Source organism: Micromonospora wenchangensis, assembly GCF_002210435.1.
Taxonomy (GTDB): Bacteria; Actinomycetota; Actinomycetes; order Mycobacteriales; family Micromonosporaceae; genus Micromonospora; species Micromonospora wenchangensis.
Genome location: NZ_MZMV01000008.1, coordinates 81,927 through 97,411 on the forward strand (window position 1 = coordinate 81,927; position 15,485 = coordinate 97,411).

The window sequence follows — 15,485 nt, forward strand, 5'->3', positions numbered from 1 at the left end:
GCGCCGGCGCGGGGAGATCACCTCCCGCGCCGGCGCGTCGCGGTGTCGTCAGGGGCGGCCCATGCCCCGGTACTCCCAGCCGGCCTGCGTCCACAGTGCCGCGTCGAGGCAGTTGCGGCCGTCCACGACCCGACGGCCGGCGGCCAGCTCGCCGAGGGCGACCGGATCGGCGTTGCGGAAGTCGGCCCACTCGGTGAGTACGCAGACCAGGTCGGCCCCGGAGACGGCGTCGTTCATGCTGGACTCGTAGACCAGCTCGGGGGCGATCCGGCGGGCGTTCTCGGTGCCCTGGGGGTCGTACACGTGCACGTCGGCACCGGCCTTGGCGAGCAGCGCGGCGACGGCGAGGGCCGGGGCGTCGCGGACGTCGTCGGTGTTGGGTTTGAAGGTCGCGCCGAGCACCGCGATCCGGGTGCCGGAGAAGTCCGGGCCGGCCGGGCCGGGGCGGCGGCCGAGCAGGTCGGAGGCGAGCTGGAGGACCCGGGTGCGGCGACGCAGGTTGATCAGGTCGACCTCGTGCAGGAAGCGTAGCGCCTCACCCGCGCCCAACTCCTGGGCGCGGGCCTGGAAGGCGCGGATGTCCTTGGGCAGGCACGCGCCGCCGAAGCCGAGTCCGGCCTGGAGGAACCGGTTGCCGATCCGGGGGTCGTAGCCGATGGCGCGGGCGAGCTGGGTGACGTCGCCGCCGCTGGCCTCGCAGACCTCGGCCATCGCGTTGATGAAGGAGATCTTGGTGGCCAGGAAGGCGTTCGCGGCGACCTTGACCAGTTCGGCGGTGGCGAAGTCGGTCACCACCAGCGGGACCTCCCGGTCCTCGGTGGCGGCCAGGTCGAAGACGCCCTTGTGGGCGGCGTAGAGCATGGCGTTGGCCCACTCGGTCTTGACGCCGACCACGATCCGGTTGGGGCGCAGCACGTCGTCGACGGCGAAGCCCTCCTGGAGGAACTCGGGGCTCCAGGCCACCTCGACGCCCAGGTCGTCGGGGGTGTGCTTGCCGACGAGCTGCTCCACCCACTCGGCGGTGCCGACCGGCACGGTGGACTTGCCGACGATCAGCGCCTTGCGGGTCAGTTGCTGGGCCAGGGCGGTCACCGAGGCTTCGACGTACGACAGGTCGGCGCCCATGCCGTCGGCGCGCTGCGGGGTGCCGACGCAGATGAAGTGCACGTCGCCGAAGTCGGCGGTCTCGGCGATGTCGGTCGAGAACCGCAGCCGACCGGCGGCCAGGTTGCGCCGCAGCAGCTCGTCGAGGCCCGGCTCGTGGATCGGCACCTCGCCCGCGTTCAGCTTGGCGATCTTGTCGGCGTCGACGTCGAAGCCGAGCACCTCGTAGCCCAGCTCGGCGTAGCAGATGGCGTACGTCGCGCCGAGGTAGCCGGTGCCCAGGAACGTCACCCGGGGACGCGGCGCACCCGAGGGGGGCGTCACCGGGGAGATGGTCGGCGCCGGCTGGATGTTCGGGTACGGGATCGTCACGCCTGTCTTCTCCGCTCGCGCTGGCGGCGCTTCACTGCGTCGCAATCGGCTGCGGCGCCTGGCCGGGCACCGATGGAAAACCTGTCGTTCGGTCAGCGTAGTTGTGCGCTGTCGACGCCTGCCCGGCACGATCCTACCGGCCGGTAACGTGGTGGGGAGCCACGATGGCTATCCTTCAGTCTGCGGCAGTCGGCGGCCTGGAGACGGCACACAGACTGCGCATGATAGCGGTGAAAGGGGAGGGCCGACATGGCCGCAGAACAGACGTTCGACGTCTACCGGTTGCCCGAGGAGCACGACGCGGTCCGTGAGGCCGTCCGTGAGGTCTGTGCCGCCAAGGTGGCCCCGCACGCGGCCGAGGCCGACGAGACGGGGGAGTTTCCCAAGTCCTCGTACGACGCGCTGCGTGCCGCCGATTTCCACGCCCCGCACATCCCCGTCGAGTACGGCGGCGCGGGCGCTGACGCCCTGGCCACCGCGATCGTCATCGAGGAGGTGGCGCGGGCGTGCGCCTCCTCGTCGTTGATCCCGGCGGTGAACAAGCTGGGCACGATGCCGTTGCTGCTGGCGGGGTCGGAGGAGTTGAAGCGGCGCTATCTGACGCCGGTGGCGGCGGGTGAGGCGATGTTCTCGTACTGCCTGTCCGAACCCGAGGCCGGCAGCGACGCGGCCTCCATGACCACCCGGGCCGTCCGCGACGGCGACCACTGGGTCCTCAACGGCGTGAAACGGTGGATCACCAACGCCGGAGTCTCCGAGTTCTACACCGTGTTCGCCGTCACCGACCCGGCGGCCCGCTCCCGCGGCATCTCCGCCTTCGTCGTCGAGAAATCCGACCCCGGAGTCAGCTTCGGCGCACCCGAGAAGAAGCTCGGGATCAAGGGCTCCCCGACGCGGGAGGTGTACCTCGACAACGTGCGGATTCCGGCCGACCGGATCATCGGGGAGCCGGGGACCGGGTTCGGCACCGCCATGCGCACCCTGGACCACACCCGGGTCACCATCGCCGCCCAAGCCGTCGGCATCGCCCAGGGCGCCCTCGACTACGCCAAGGGCTACGTCCAGGAACGCCAACAGTTCGGCAAACCCGTCGCCGAATTCCAGGGCGTCCAGTTCATGCTCGCCGACATGGGCATGAAACTCGAAGCCGCCCGCCAGCTCACCTACACCGCGGCCGGCAAGTCCGAACGCGGCGACGCGGACCTGACCTACTTCGGCGCGGCGGCGAAGTGTTTCGCCTCCGACGCCGCCATGGACATCACCACCGACGCCGTCCAACTCCTCGGCGGCTACGGCTACACCCGCGACTACCCCGTCGAACGCATGATGCGCGACGCCAAGATCACCCAAATCTACGAAGGCACCAACCAGGTCCAACGCATCGTCATGGCCCGCCAACTCCTCAAGGACTGACCGGCCGTCCCGTGGCTCTTCCGGTCCGGACGCCTACCGCGCCGTCGGTCGCGCGTGACGGCGACCCGGCCTTGATCATCGGGGTGCGGGTGGGCCGGTCGGACCGGCCCACCCGGGGCGTCAACGGTTGTCGGTGCTGTTCTCCGGCTTCGCGCCGTAGCGCGGCGGCGCGGACCACGGCGACTCGCTGCTGGTCCGCCGGGGCAGCGGCTCGGTGGGGGTGTCCAGATCGGGGTAGCCCAGGGTGAGCGGGGCGGTGTCCGGCTCGCTGCGGGCCGGTGGGGGCGGCGGCCAGTCGCTCGTGGCGAAACTGGGCGGTGGCGGGGTGTCGTCGTCGGCCGGGGCCGGTTGCGTGCCGGTCGCCGGCTGCGGCCAGCGCCGCCACCGCTGGGCGCTGAACACAGCCATCAGCAGCAGCAGGCCGATCAGGAACAGGGTCCCGTCCTGCACCGGCTGGCGCAGCGGCAGCGGGTCACCGAGCACCTTCCAGCCGCTCGGGATCCGGTCGAGCACGGTGAACGGTGCGATGAACATCCCGACGTACGGGGTGACCAGCAGCAGCCCGGCGACGAGCGGGCCGACCGGCGAGGTGCGCAGCGTGCCGACCAGGCCGAGCAGGATGCCGGCGACGCCGAGGTAGACGGCCGGCTCGATCAGGTTGGCCGTGTTGTACGTGCCGATCTCCACCCAGCGGTCCACGGTCCGGCCCGACCCGTCCTGCCCGAGAGTGATCAACACCCACGTGACGGGCGCCACCACCAACCCGGCGAGGAAGCTCCAGAGATGTCGCATTGGCGCACCGTACCGTTTCTGCCATGACCGAGCACCCCACCACCCCTGCCGGCAAGCCGACGTCGTACTCCCGGGTCACGCTGAGTCGCATCATGACCGCTGTCGATGTCAATCTGTACGGGACCGTGCACGGTGGGGTGTTGATGAAGTTCGTCGACGACGTGGCCGGAGCGGCGGCGGCCCGGCACAGCGGCGGTACGGCGGTGACCGCCTCGATCGACGAGATCGTCTTCTCCGAACCCGTCCGGGTGGGCGATCTGGTGCACGCCCACGCCCAGGTCAACTGGACCGGCAACACCTCGATGGAGGTGGGCGTGAAGGTGGTCGCCGAGCGGTGGGACTCGGCCGAGGACGAACCGGTCCGGGTGGCCACCGCGTACCTCGTCTTCGTGGGGGTGGACGTGGGCGGCGCGCCCCGGGCGGTCCGGCCGGTACTCACCGAGACCGCCGAGGACGAACGCCGCTACAAGGAGGCCGAGATCCGCCGCGCCCACCGCCTCGCCAAACGCCGCGCCATCCAAGCCCACCGCGCTTCCTGACCCCGCCTGCTTCCTGACCCCGCCTGCTTCCTGACCCCGCCTGCTTCCTGACCCCGCCTGCTTCCTGACCCCGCCCGCTTTCGCCCCGCCTGCTTTCGCCCCGGTGATCAAGAGGTTCGCGTCGGTGTGCGGCGCGAGACTGACGCAAACCTCTTGATCACCGGGGAGTGGGTCGGTGATCAAGAAGTTTGCGTCAACTTCAGGCTGAAAGCTGACTCGAACCTCTTGATCACCGAGCCCGGCCGAGCCTGGCCTCCAGCCCGAGGCCGGCCCCTGTGGTGGAGGGCTGTGTGTGCAGGTGGGGACGGATTGTGTGCGCGGGGCACGTTTCCGTGTCGGCCCCCGGTGTGGATGATGGCGCTGCGAGGTAGGCAAGATGGCGGCATGGCCGGGCACAGTGCCGTGTGGGGCCTCAGGGAGGGTGGAGCGGTGGGTGACGTGCTGTGGACGCCGCCGGCGGACGTACGCGAGTGGTCCCGGATCGGGGGCTACCTGCGGTGGCTGCGGGAGCACCGGGGGTTGGACTTCGCCGACTACGACGCGCTGTGGCAGTGGTCGGTCACCGACCTGGCCGCCTTCTGGCGTTCGATCTGGGATTACTTCGCGGTGGTGGCGCACACCCCGCCGACGGCGACCCTGGGCGATACGGCGATGCCCGGTGCCCGGTGGTTCCCCGGCGCGACGCTCAACTACGCCGAGAACGTGCTGCGGATGCCCGGCCGGGCCGACGACGACCCGGTGGTGGTCGCCCACTCCCAGACCCGCCCGCCGGTCACCCTGACCGCCGCCGAGCTGCGCGAACAGGTCCGCCGGGTGGCGGCCGGGCTGCGCCGGCTCGGCGTCGTCGCCGGGGACCGGGTGGCCGCGTACGCGCCGAACGTCCCCGAGACGTACGTGCTCCTGCTGGCGACCAGCAGCCTCGGGGCGGTCTTCTCGTCCTGCGCCCCGGAGTTCGGCACCCGTAGTGTCGTCGACCGCTGGCAGCAGATCGCCCCGAAGGTCCTGGTGGCCGTGGACGGCTACCGGTACGGCGACAAGCCGGTCGACCGGCGGGTCGAGGTGGCCGCCATCCGGGCCGCCCTGCCGTCACTGACCCACACCGTCCACGTGCCCTACCTGTACCCGACGGGCTCCGCCGACGTACCGCAGGATGGTCTGAGCTGGGCCGAGCTGGCGGCGGAGACCGACGAGCCGTTGACCTTCACCCCGGTCCCGTTCGACCATCCGCTCTACGTGCTCTACTCCTCGGGCACCACCGGGCTGCCGAAGCCGATCGTGCACGGGCACGGCGGCATCCTGCTGGAACACCTCAAGATGCTGGCCCTGCACCACGATCTCGGTCCGGCCGACCGGTTCTTCTGGTTCACCACCACCGGCTGGATGATGTGGAACTTCCTGGTCTCCGGGCCGGCCGTCGGGGCGACGATCGTGTTGTTCGACGGCAACCCCGGCCACCCCGACCTGGGTGCGCTGTGGCGGCTGGCCGAGGAGACCGGCACCACCTACTTCGGGACGTCTGCGCCGTTCCTGCTGGCCTGCCGCAAGTCCGGCCTGGTGCCGAAGCAGATCGCCGACCTGTCCGCGCTGCGCGGTGTCGGTTCCACCGGCGCGCCGCTGCCCGCCGAGGGCTTCACCTGGGTGTACGACACGGTCGGCACCGACCTCCAGCTCCAGTCCCTGTCCGGTGGGACGGACGTCTGCACCGGTTTCGTCGGCGGGGTGCCGCTGCTGCCGGTGCACGCCGGGGAGATCACCTGCCGGGCGCTCGGGGCTAAGGTGGAGGCCCGCTCGTCCGACGGCACCCCGGTCCTCGGCGAACTGGGCGAACTGGTGATCACCGCGCCGATGCCGAGCATGCCGGTGGGGTTCTGGAACGACCCGGACGGCAGCCGCTACGCCGAGGCGTACTTCGACGTCTATCCCGGGGTGTGGCGGCACGGCGACTGGATCACCATCAACGAGCGGGGCGGCTGTGTGATCACCGGCCGTTCCGACGCCACCCTCAACCGGGGCGGCGTACGGCTCGGCACGGCCGAGTTCTACTCGGTGGTGGAGGGCCTCGACGAGGTGGTCGACTCGGTCGTGGTGCACCTAGAGGACGACGAGGGCGGCGCGGGGGAGCTGCTGCTGTTCGTGGTGCTCGCCGAGGGCCTGGAACTCGACGACGCGCTGCGGAAGAAGATCGCCCGGGAGCTGCGTATCGCGCTGTCGCCCCGGCACATCCCCGACGAGATCCACCAGGTCAGGGCGGTGCCGCGCACCCTGTCGTCCAAGAAGCTGGAGGTGCCGGTCAAGAAGATCCTCACCGGCACCCCGGTCGAGTCGGCCGCCGCGAAGGGTGCCCTGGCCAACCCCGAGTCCCTGACCGCCTTCGCCACCTTCGCCCAAACCCGCCCCACCCCCTAACCCCACCCCGCGCCTGCCCCCGGCCCACCCGTCCCTTCCGGCCCCGCCCGACCCCCGGCCGCCCTGGTGATCAAGAGCCTCGCGTCACCCCACCCGCCATCCTTGACGCAAACCTCTTGATCACCGCGCCCCAGCCCCGCCGAAGTCTGGCGATCAAGAGCTTTGCGTCAACAGGCCGCGAACAGATGACGCAAACCTCTTGATCACCGGGGCTGTGCCGGTCGGGGCAAGGCGGGGCGGGGCAAAGCAGGGCGGGCCGGGGCGCGGCAGGGCCGGGCCGGCGGGGCGGGTGGCGTGCCGTGGGGGCAGGGCGCGGCGGGATCGGGGTCAGGTGAGGGTTCGGGTGGTGCGTTCGGTGTCGGCGCGGGTGGGGAGGCGGGAGCGGTCGGCGTTGCCGGTCAGCACGACCGTCGCCCCCCGCAGCAGCGGGGCGAGCAGCCAGTCGCGCGGGTCGGGGTGGACCGCCGCGTCGACGAGCAGCCGGTCGCCGGGGGAGATGCCGAGGGTCGTGGCGCGGGCGTCCGCCTCGGCCAGCAGGTCCGCGTCGGCCGGACCACCCTGGGTGGACGGCGCGAAGTGGTCACCCTGGGTGCGTACCTCGACCACGTAGTCGGCGTACCCGGCGGGGACCTCGCGCAGCGGGGCGGCGAACGGGGCGAGCGCCAGCGCATAGCGGTCGCCGGCCGGCCAGGCGTCCCCCTCGGCCACCCGGTCGGCGGCGGCGAAGAGCACGTCCACGGCACCCGGCTCGTCACGCACCGTCAACCCGGCGGACCAGCAGCCGAGCAGCACCGCGGCGGTCTGCCAGTGCGGCGGCAGCAGCACCCCGGCCGGGTCGCCGGGGCTCAGGGCCAGTTCGTCGACGAGCAGGTTGGCGGTCTTGGCCACCCAGTTCGCCAGGGTCGCGCCGGAGAGTTCGGTGCGTTCGCCGGTGGCGTCGTCGTACCAGGTCAGCAGGGGGCGGGCGGGGTCGGCCGCGATCGCGGCGGCGAACACCCGGGCAATGTTGTCGGCCATCGGCGCGAACGATACGCCCCCGCCGTCCGTATCCGATGGCGATGACAAGTCGGCGTACGGTCGGGTCGGAGTCAGCGTCCGTGCGGCGCTCCGGCGTAGGCTTGCCCGGAGTGTTGTTCCCCACAGACCCGCCACTGCAAGGAGTCGCCCCGTGACCGCCGGTCGCCCGCCCCGCGTGCTCATCGACGCCACGAGTGTCCCCGCCGACCGAGGCGGCGTCGGTAGATACGTCGATGGCCTGCTCGGCGCCCTGGGCACAGTGTGCGGTCAGACGGTCGACCTGGTCGTGGTGAGCCTCCGCACCGACCTGGAGCGCTACGCCCGGATGTTGCCCGGGGCCGAGGTGATCCCCGCCCCGGCCGCCGTCGCCCACCGCCCGGCCCGGCTCGCCTGGGAGCAGACCGGCCTGCCGCTGCTCGCCCAGCAGGTCGGTGCCGAGGTGCTGCACTCGCCGTTCTACACCTGCCCGCTGCGGGCCGGCTGCCCGGTCACGGTGACCGTGCACGACGCGACGTTCTTCACCGAGCCGGAGCACTACGACAAGTCCCGCCGGACGTTCTTCCGCAGCGCGATCAAGACGTCGCTGCGCCGGGCCAACCGGGTGATCGTGCCGAGCAAGGCCACCCGTGACGAGTTGATCCGGCTGCTCGACGCCGACCCGACCCGGATCGACGTGGCCTACCACGGGGTCGACCAGCAGGCATTCCACGCTCCGGGCGAGGAGGAGAAGGCCCGGGTGCGGGCCCGGCTCGGGCTCGGCGGCAGCAGCTACGTCGCCTTCCTCGGTGCCAAGGAACCGCGCAAGAACGTACCCAATCTGATCCGGGGTTGGGCGCGGGCGGTGGCGGACCGGGAGGACCCGCCGGCCCTGGTGGTCGCCGGCGGTCAGGGGCACGACGACGACATCGACCGCGCGGTGGCCGAGGTCCCCTCGCACCTGCGGCTGCTGCGCCCCGGCTACCTTCGCTACGCCGACCTGCCCGGCTTCCTCGGTGGCGCGCTGGTCGCCGCCTACCCGTCGTACGGTGAGGGGTTCGGCCTGCCGATCCTGGAGGCGATGGCCTGCGCCGCGCCGGTGCTCACCACGCCCCGGCTCTCGCTGCCCGAGGTGGGCGGCGACGCGGTCGCCTACACCAGCGAGGACCCGGACCAGATCGCCACCGACCTGGCCGCCCTGCTCGACGACGAGCAGCGCCGGTCGTCGCTGGCCAAGGCCGGTTTCGACCGGGCCAAGGAGTTCACCTGGGCGTCCAGCGCCGAGGTGCACATCGCCGCGTGGAGCCGGGCCCGTTCCTGAGTGGTCGCTGACGGTACGGCCGAGCCGCCATCCGACCTGGGACGGTTCGGGCATGATGTGCTGATGCTCTACGCCGTCATCCCGGCGGGTGGCAGCGGCACGAGGTTGTGGCCGCTGTCCCGCGCGGGGCACCCCAAGTTCCTCCACCCGCTCACCGGCACCGACGCGTCGCTGCTCCAGGCGACCGTCGACCGGCTGACGCCGCTGACCACACCGGAGCGTGTCCTGGTGGTCACCGGCGTCGCCCACGCGGCGGCGGTGGCCCGGCAACTGCGCGGGGTGCCCGAGGAGAACATCCTGGTGGAGCCGTCCCCCCGGGACTCCTGCGCGGCGATCGCGCTGGCGGCGGCGGTTATCGCGCGGCGTGACGGGTCGGCGGTGATGGGGTCGTTCGCCGCCGACCACCTGATCCGGGACCCGGCGGCCTGGGTGCGGACCGTCCGGGCGGCGGTCCGGGGGGCCGAGCAGGGTCTGCTGATGACGGTGGGGATCACCCCGACCCGGGCCGAGACCGGCTACGGCTACCTGGAGACCGGGGAGCCGACCGGTGACGGCCCGCTGCGTCCGGTGACCGAGTTCAAGGAGAAGCCGGCCGCGCCGGTCGCCGAGGCGTACCTGCGTTCGGGCCGGCACCTCTGGAACGCCAGCATGTTCGTCTGGCGGGTGGACGTCTTCCTCGCCGAGCTGGCCCGCCAGCAGCCGGACCTGCACGCCGGGGTGACCGCTATCGCGGCGGCCTGGGGCGGTCCCGAGCAGGACGACGTCCTCGGCACGGTCTGGCCGACGCTGCCGAAGATCTCCGTCGACTACGCGGTGATGGAGGGCGCGGCGACCGCCGGTCGGGTCGCCACCGTGCCCGGCGACTTCGGCTGGAACGACGTCGGCGACTTCCACACCCTCGGCGAGGTGCTGCCGGCCGACCCGGACGGCAACGTGGTGCTGGGGGCCGACGCCAAGCCGGGGGTGCTGCTGCACGACGCCCACGACCTGGTGGTGGTGCCGCAGTCGGGTCGGCTGGTGGCCGCCCTCGGGGTCCGTGACCTGATCGTGGTGGACACCCCCGACGCGGTGCTGGTGTGCCCGCGCGACCGGGCGCAGGACGTCAAGGCGCTGGTCGACGAGCTGAAGACCCGGGGCGAGGACGGACTGGTCTGAACCACCGGGCGGCCTGACCTTCCGCCCGGCGGCGGCACGTGCCGCCACCGGGCGGGTCGGCAGGGCGCGCGGTCAGCGGGGCCGACGGGCGTGCACGGCCAGGGCCGGTGCGACGAGCTTGGCGGTCCCACCGGCGAGCGGCTCCGGCAGCCGGTCGGTCGGGAACCAGCCGAGCGCCTCCGACTCGTCGCTGACCTGCTCGACCGCGCCCGGCGGGGCGAAGACCGCGAACCGGACGTCGTGGTGCAGCGAACCGCCCTGGCAGCGCACCGGGTGGATGTCCACGTCGATCGGTACGGGGTCGATGACCAGTCCGGGGATGCCGGACTCCTCGGTGGCCTCGCGTAGCGCCGCCCCGGCCAGCGTCGCGTCGCCCGGTTCGCAGTGCCCGCCCAACTGCACCCAGCGGTGCAGCTTCCCGTGCAGGCAGAGCAGCACCCGTTCCCCGGCGGCGTCGAGGATCAGCGCGCTCGCGGTGAGGTGACCCGGCAGGTGGTGGCGGGTCAGCGCGACCGGGCCGTCGGCGAGCAGGTCGAGGGTGCGGTCCCGGGCCCCGGCGGCGGCCGGCCCGGTCGGCGTCCATCCGGTCAGCACCGCCACGGCGTCCGCGTGCAGCGCCGCGTTCCCGCCGGCACCGTCCGGCCTGGCGGGGTGGGGTGGGGTGGTCGCGGCGGCCGGGGGCGGGGCGGGGAAGGCGTCGGGCATTCCGACACTCTACGAGCGCGCGCTCCGTACCCTGGCGCGGTGAACCTGAGACTTCTGGAGTTCGTGGTCGCCGGCAACGAGGCCAGTGACCTGTTGCCGGTCCGCTCCCGGTCCCTGCTGCGGGCGCACGACGCCGTACGTGGTTTCTGGACGGTGCTCGACGAGGGGCCGGTGGAACACTGCCTGGCCCTGCTGCTGCAACGCACCGACGGCGAGTGGGTCGCCCATCACGTGCCGGCCGACGCCGGGGTCGAGAACGGCCGCACCGAGGACGGCGAGGCGCTCGCCGCACACGACGGCTGGGTGTACGTCTTCGGGTCGCACTTCGGTTCCAAGGCCGGCCCACTGCGCCCCCGCCGGGCGTTCGTGGCCCGCTTTCGCGAGGACGACGCGGCCACCGGGACGCTGCCGGTGCAGGTGGTCCGCAACCGGTTCCGGGTGCACCGGGCGGTGAACGACGCGCTGGTGAAGGCGGCGTTCACCCCGTTGCCACCCGGTGAGCGGGTGCGCCAGCGGTTCATCGGGGAGACGGTGGCCCGGGGCACCGCGCGGGCCAAGTCCTGGGTACGCCGGCTCGCCGACGACGACCTGCCGCTGAACGTGGAGGCGGCGGCGTTCACCCCGGAGGGGACGGTGCTGCTGGGGCTGCGCTTCCCGGTGACCGTGGACGGGGAACCGGTCCTGGTCGAGCTGGCCGGGGTGCCGCAGATGTTCACCTCGGGCGGCGGCTGGCCGCGCGCCGGCCGGGCGTACGTGCTGACCGGGGTGACCCCGCCCGGTGCGCTGGTCGGCTTCCGCGCGGTCACCCCGACCGCCGACGGCGGGTACGCGGCGGTGGTCGGCTCGATCGACGCGCTGGGCAAGGGATCGGTGCTGCTGGACGACCACCCCACCGGCGGCGAGGTCACCTCACGGCACGTCCGGTTCCGGTGGGAGCCGACCGACGACGGCCGGATCGCCGGCGAGGTGGTGGCCGAACTGGCACCGTTCCGCAACGTCGAGGGGGTGGCCGAGATGGACGGACGCAGCTTCTACGTCACCGACGAGGACCACCGGGTGGCGCTCTGGATCGGCTGACCCCACCCGCCACGGGGGCGGTGGGGCCCGGGTGACACCTCTGCGGAACCAGGGCCGCAGACCCTCGTAGTGCCTCCCGGGCGCCACCTTCGGTGGACCCCCGACCCGCCCGACCGGCAGCGGGAAGAACCCCGCGTGTCGTACCGGGCAGTAGGAGCATGCCAACCGGCGGGACGGGCGTCGAGGTCTTTCAGTCCACACTTAAAAGTGGAGATAAGTGCCGCCCGGTACAGTTCAGTGGGTCGGCGGGCCTCCCCCTGCCCCGCCCCAGGAGCGCTCCATGCTGACCATCCACTTCTCCCGGGAGGACATCCTCCGGACCCGGGTCGCCCCCGCCGCCGACCCGGTCTGGGAGCTGGTCCTCAGCCTGCACCTGCTCCAGGGGCGGACCCGCGACCCGCTGATGGCGCGCTGGCGTCAGGGGGTCGCCGCCGGGTTGCGCCGGGACACCGCCGCCGACCAGTTCCGGCTGCTGTTCGCGCTGAACCCGCCCCGGGGCTACTTCCCCGACTTCCTCACCCCCTACCAGAGCCTCGACGGGTTCGAGGCGGGCCTGGACGCCGTCCGGTCCACCCCGACCGAGCTGCTGCGCCGCGACCTGAACCTGCTGGCCGGGGCGAACCCGCTGCCGTCGTCGGCGGCCGCGCTGGCCCGGGGTGAGCCGGAGGTGCTGCGTCACCTGACCGAGTCGATGACGCAGTACCGGTCGGTGGCGATCGACCCGTACTGGGGGCGGATCAGGGCCGCCGTGGAGGCCGACCGCGCGGTACGGGCCCGGGCGCTGCTCGACGGTGGCGCGGAGGGGCTGCTGGCGAGCCTGCGGCCGGGTATGCGCTGGGACTCCGGTGTGCTCCAGGTCGTGGACTATCCGAACCGGCGGGAGTTGCACCTGGACGGTCGGGGGCTGCTGCTGGTGCCGTCGTTCTTCTGCGCGCGTACCCCGGTCGCGCTGCTCGACCCGGCGCTGCCGCCGGTGCTGGTCTACCCGGCCGACCGGCTCGGCGGGTTGGACCCGCCACCGGGGGAGGGCGGCCGGTCCGCCGGGGACGGCGGCCGGGAGGCGCTGGCGGCGCTGCTCGGCCGTACCCGGGCGGCGGTGCTCGAAGCCAGCGACGACGGCGCGACCACCGGCGAGATGGCCCGCCGGCTGCACATCTCGGCCGCCGCGGCCAGCCAGCACACCGCCGTGCTGCGCAACGCCGGCCTGCTGGTCAGCCGCCGGGACCGCAACACGGTCCTGCACACCCTGACCCCCCTCGGCCGGGCCATGCTCGACGCCTGAGCCCGCCGCCCGACGGGCTCGGGCGGCCGGGCGGTGGGGGCGGCCGGGCGGTGGGGCGGCTCAGTGGTGCCGAAGTTGCGGTATCCCCTGGAGCGGATACCGCAACTTCGGCGATCGCGTGTCGATCACCGCCGGGCCATCGGCGGCCGGCCTGGTCACCGCCGGCCCGGCCGTCGGGGTGGCCGCCCCGACAGGTCGGCCCGGTCGGGTCACAGGGCCAGGCAGGCGCTCGCGATGCTGCCCGCCGGCGGTGGCAGCAGGGTGGACGGGACGCCCTCGGCGGCCAGCGCGATCCGCAGCCGATGCAGGTCGGCACCGAAGCGCACCAGGTCGGGCTGGTCGACCGGGGTGGGTGCCGCGCCGAGCACCAGCCCGGTGGCCCCGGCCGGCCATCCGTCGACGGTCGCGGCGAGGCCGGCACGTACCTCGTCGTCGGTGACGTGGGTGAAGGTGGTGCCGGGAGCGACCACCGTCGCCACGGCGGCGATGGCCCGGTCGACGGCGGCAGGGTCGGCGGGCGACGCGCCGGGTCCGTCGGCGAGGGTCGCGCCGGCCCGCAGGCCGGCCGCCGTCGCCTCGGCGGTGCCGAGGGAGAACAGGTCCAGGTCGCTCTCCCGGACCAGGGCCGCCGCGCCGACGCCGTCCTCGGCCGGGCGGGTCGCCGCATGCCCGGCACCGTCGACGGTCGGGGACGGTGCGGGCAGGTAGCCGCGGACCACCGCCACCGGCACCTGGTCGCACTTGCCCTTGATCAGTTCACCCGCGCCGGCCAGTTCGTCGACCACCGCCATCTGGGTCAGTTGCAGCTCGTTGCCGTACGGGTCGACCTCGCCCCGGTGGTCGCGGATCGCGGCCATCCCGGCCACCCCGAGCGCCACGTCGGTCAGCCCGTTGCGCCAGGGCCGGCCCATCGTGTCGCTGATGATCACCGCGACGTCGATCCGGTAGCGGTCCCGCAGGGCGGCGCGCAGTGCCCGCGCGGACGCGTCCGGGTCGACCGGGAGCAGCACCAGCCGGGTCTTGTCGACGTTCGAGGCGTCGATCCCGGCGGAGGCCATCACGAAACCGTGGTGGGTCTGCACGATCCGGGTCGGCCCCCGGGTCGCCACCACCCGGGCGGTCTCGGCGGCGAGCACCTCGTCCCGGGCGGCGAGCCGTTCCGGCCCGTCGGCCGGCACGTCCACCAGCCGCCCCTCCGCCTTCGACACGATCTTGCTGGTGACCACCAGCACGTCGCCGTCGCGCAGCCACGGCGCGGCGGTGCCGATCAGCACCGCCAGGTCGTCGCCCTCGGTCACGTCGCCGATGCCGGGCACCGGCAGGATCTCCAGTCTCACACCAGCTCCATCGCGGCCCGGACCATCGCCGTGGTCGCCGCCTCGTCGGTCATCCGCAGCGGGACCGCGCGGACGGTCACCCCGGGCACCGCCACCCCGTCGTCCTCCGGCGCGACCAGCCAGCCGTCGAGCAGGCCACCCTCGCTGCGCCCGCCGTAGAGCCGGGCCACCCCGGCCGCGCTGCACTCGACGTCGAGGACCTCCAGGCAGCGGTCGGCCATCCCGCGGACCGGCGCGCCGCCGATGATCGGGGACACCCCGACGACCGGGGCGGGGCCGGTGGCGACCGCGTCGCGCAGCCCGGGGACCGCCAGCACCGGCGCGATGCTCACCACCGGGTTGCTCGGCGCGACCAGCACCACGTCGGCGGCGGCCAGCGCCTCGGTCACCCCGGGGGCCGGCTTGGCGGCGTCCGCGCCGACGAAGACGAACCGGTCGGTGGGCACGCCCGCCCGGTACCGGACCCACCACTCCTGGAAGTGGATGACCCGCCGCTCGCCGTCCAGGTCGACCACCGCGTGCGTCTCAAGCCGGTCGTCGGTGGCCGGCAGCAGCCGTACGCCGGGCTGCCAGCGGGCGGCGAGCGCCTCGGTGACCTGCGACAGCGGATAGCCGGCGTTGATCATGGTGGTGCGCACCAGGTGGGTGGCGACGTCCTTGTCGCCGAGGTTGAACCAGCTCGGCTCGGCCCCGTACGCGGCCAGTTCCTGCCTGATCGTCCAGCTCTCGCCGACCCGCCCCCACCCGCGTTCCGGGTCGGCGCCCCCGCCGAGGGTGTAGAGGACGCTGTCCAGGTCGGGGCAGACCTTGAGGCCGTGCAGGTAGAGGTCGTCGCCGACGTTGACCACGGCGGTCACCTCGGCGCCCACCTCGCGGGCGTACGCCCGGACGCCGAGCAGGAATCGGGCACCCCCGATTCCGCCGGTCAGAACCACGATGCGCATGCCGTCCATCCTCCCGTACGGGACGTGTCCCGCCGCCGGGCGGCC

General features: G+C 73.2%; 13 protein-coding genes. 7 read left to right on the top strand and 6 right to left on the bottom strand.

From position 1 onward, the window contains the following. Positions 1–48: 48 nt before the first annotated feature. Complete coding sequence (locus B5D80_RS06760) at positions 49–1,476, bottom strand: UDP-glucose dehydrogenase family protein (protein ID WP_088642919.1); 1,428 nt, start codon at positions 1,474–1,476, stop codon at positions 49–51. A 249-nt stretch (positions 1,477–1,725) separates the two neighbouring features. Between B5D80_RS06760 and B5D80_RS06765 the strand changes: the two genes are divergently transcribed. After that, a complete protein-coding gene (locus B5D80_RS06765; RefSeq protein ID WP_088642920.1) occupies positions 1,726–2,889 on the top strand; it encodes an acyl-CoA dehydrogenase family protein in 1,164 nt (387 codons plus the stop codon). A 120-nt stretch (positions 2,890–3,009) separates the two neighbouring features. Here B5D80_RS06765 and B5D80_RS06770 read toward each other — a convergent pair whose 3' ends face one another. Continuing rightward, positions 3,010–3,681, bottom strand: a complete 672-nt coding sequence (locus tag B5D80_RS06770) for a hypothetical protein (protein WP_088642921.1) — start codon at positions 3,679–3,681, stop codon at positions 3,010–3,012. Positions 3,682–3,704: 23 nt separating this feature from the next. On the opposite strand from B5D80_RS06770, the gene B5D80_RS06775 reads away from it, so the two are divergent. Together B5D80_RS06775 and B5D80_RS06780 are read left to right on the top strand one after the other, a co-directional pair. Continuing rightward, positions 3,705–4,220 (top strand): acyl-CoA thioesterase, encoded by a 516-nt coding sequence (locus B5D80_RS06775; protein WP_088642922.1) that lies wholly within the window; start codon positions 3,705–3,707, stop codon positions 4,218–4,220. A gap of 429 nt (positions 4,221–4,649) precedes the next feature. Continuing rightward, entirely contained in the window at positions 4,650–6,626 is a 1,977-nt protein-coding gene (locus tag B5D80_RS06780) for an acetoacetate--CoA ligase (protein WP_088642923.1), read from the top strand. A 327-nt stretch (positions 6,627–6,953) separates the two neighbouring features. On the opposite strand, the gene B5D80_RS06785 is transcribed toward B5D80_RS06780, so the two are convergent. Continuing rightward, positions 6,954–7,643, bottom strand: coding sequence for a TIGR03089 family protein (locus B5D80_RS06785; protein WP_088642924.1), 690 nt, complete (start codon positions 7,641–7,643; stop codon positions 6,954–6,956). 151 nt (positions 7,644–7,794) lie between these two features. On the opposite strand from B5D80_RS06785, the gene B5D80_RS06790 reads away from it, so the two are divergent. Next, positions 7,795–8,940 (top strand): glycosyltransferase family 4 protein, encoded by a 1,146-nt coding sequence (locus B5D80_RS06790; RefSeq protein WP_088642925.1) that lies wholly within the window; start codon positions 7,795–7,797, stop codon positions 8,938–8,940. Positions 8,941–9,003: 63 nt separating this feature from the next. Beyond that, positions 9,004–10,095: a mannose-1-phosphate guanylyltransferase gene (locus B5D80_RS06795; protein WP_088642992.1), complete on the top strand. Its 1,092-nt coding sequence runs from the start codon at positions 9,004–9,006 to the stop codon at positions 10,093–10,095. A gap of 72 nt (positions 10,096–10,167) precedes the next feature. Here the strand turns inward: B5D80_RS06795 and B5D80_RS06800 are convergent, their stop codons facing one another. Next, positions 10,168–10,800, bottom strand: coding sequence for an NUDIX hydrolase (locus B5D80_RS06800; protein ID WP_088642926.1), 633 nt, complete (start codon positions 10,798–10,800; stop codon positions 10,168–10,170). A 39-nt stretch (positions 10,801–10,839) separates the two neighbouring features. Here B5D80_RS06800 and B5D80_RS06805 point away from each other — a divergent pair, with 39 nt between their 5' ends. Next, positions 10,840–11,877 (top strand): hypothetical protein, encoded by a 1,038-nt coding sequence (locus tag B5D80_RS06805; RefSeq protein WP_088642927.1) that lies wholly within the window; start codon positions 10,840–10,842, stop codon positions 11,875–11,877. A 280-nt stretch (positions 11,878–12,157) separates the two neighbouring features. Next, positions 12,158–13,159: an ArsR/SmtB family transcription factor gene (locus B5D80_RS06810; protein ID WP_088642928.1), complete on the top strand. Its 1,002-nt coding sequence runs from the start codon at positions 12,158–12,160 to the stop codon at positions 13,157–13,159. Between the two features lie 209 nt (positions 13,160–13,368). On the opposite strand, the gene B5D80_RS06815 is transcribed toward B5D80_RS06810, so the two are convergent. Both B5D80_RS06815 and cofD read right to left on the bottom strand, forming a co-directional pair. After that, positions 13,369–14,496 carry a coenzyme F420-0:L-glutamate ligase gene (locus B5D80_RS06815; RefSeq protein WP_088642929.1) on the bottom strand — a complete coding sequence of 376 codons (1,128 nt, stop codon included), beginning with the start codon at positions 14,494–14,496 and terminating at the stop codon, positions 13,369–13,371. Beyond that, a complete protein-coding gene (gene cofD / locus B5D80_RS06820; protein WP_088642930.1) occupies positions 14,493–15,440 on the bottom strand; it encodes a 2-phospho-L-lactate transferase in 948 nt (315 codons plus the stop codon). Before cofD ends, B5D80_RS06815 begins: the two co-directional genes overlap by 4 nt. Positions 15,441–15,485: the final 45 nt, after the last annotated feature.

Bases quoted from the DNA above. Each gene is read 5' to 3' on its own strand.
- B5D80_RS06785 (WP_088642924.1), bottom strand. From the start codon at position 7,643: ATGGCCGACAACATTGCCCGGGTGTTCGCCGCCGCGATCGCGGCCGAC.
- cofD (WP_088642930.1), bottom strand. From the start codon at position 15,440: ATGCGCATCGTGGTTCTGACCGGCGGAATCGGGGGTGCCCGATTCCTG.
- B5D80_RS06795 (WP_088642992.1), top strand. From the start codon at position 9,004: ATGCTCTACGCCGTCATCCCGGCGGGTGGCAGCGGCACGAGGTTGTGG.
- B5D80_RS06800 (WP_088642926.1), bottom strand. From the start codon at position 10,800: ATGCCCGACGCCTTCCCCGCCCCGCCCCCGGCCGCCGCGACCACCCCA.
- B5D80_RS06775 (WP_088642922.1), top strand. From the start codon at position 3,705: ATGACCGAGCACCCCACCACCCCTGCCGGCAAGCCGACGTCGTACTCC.
- B5D80_RS06765 (WP_088642920.1), top strand. From the start codon at position 1,726: ATGGCCGCAGAACAGACGTTCGACGTCTACCGGTTGCCCGAGGAGCAC.
- B5D80_RS06810 (WP_088642928.1), top strand. From the start codon at position 12,158: ATGCTGACCATCCACTTCTCCCGGGAGGACATCCTCCGGACCCGGGTC.
- B5D80_RS06770 (WP_088642921.1), bottom strand. From the start codon at position 3,681: ATGCGACATCTCTGGAGCTTCCTCGCCGGGTTGGTGGTGGCGCCCGTC.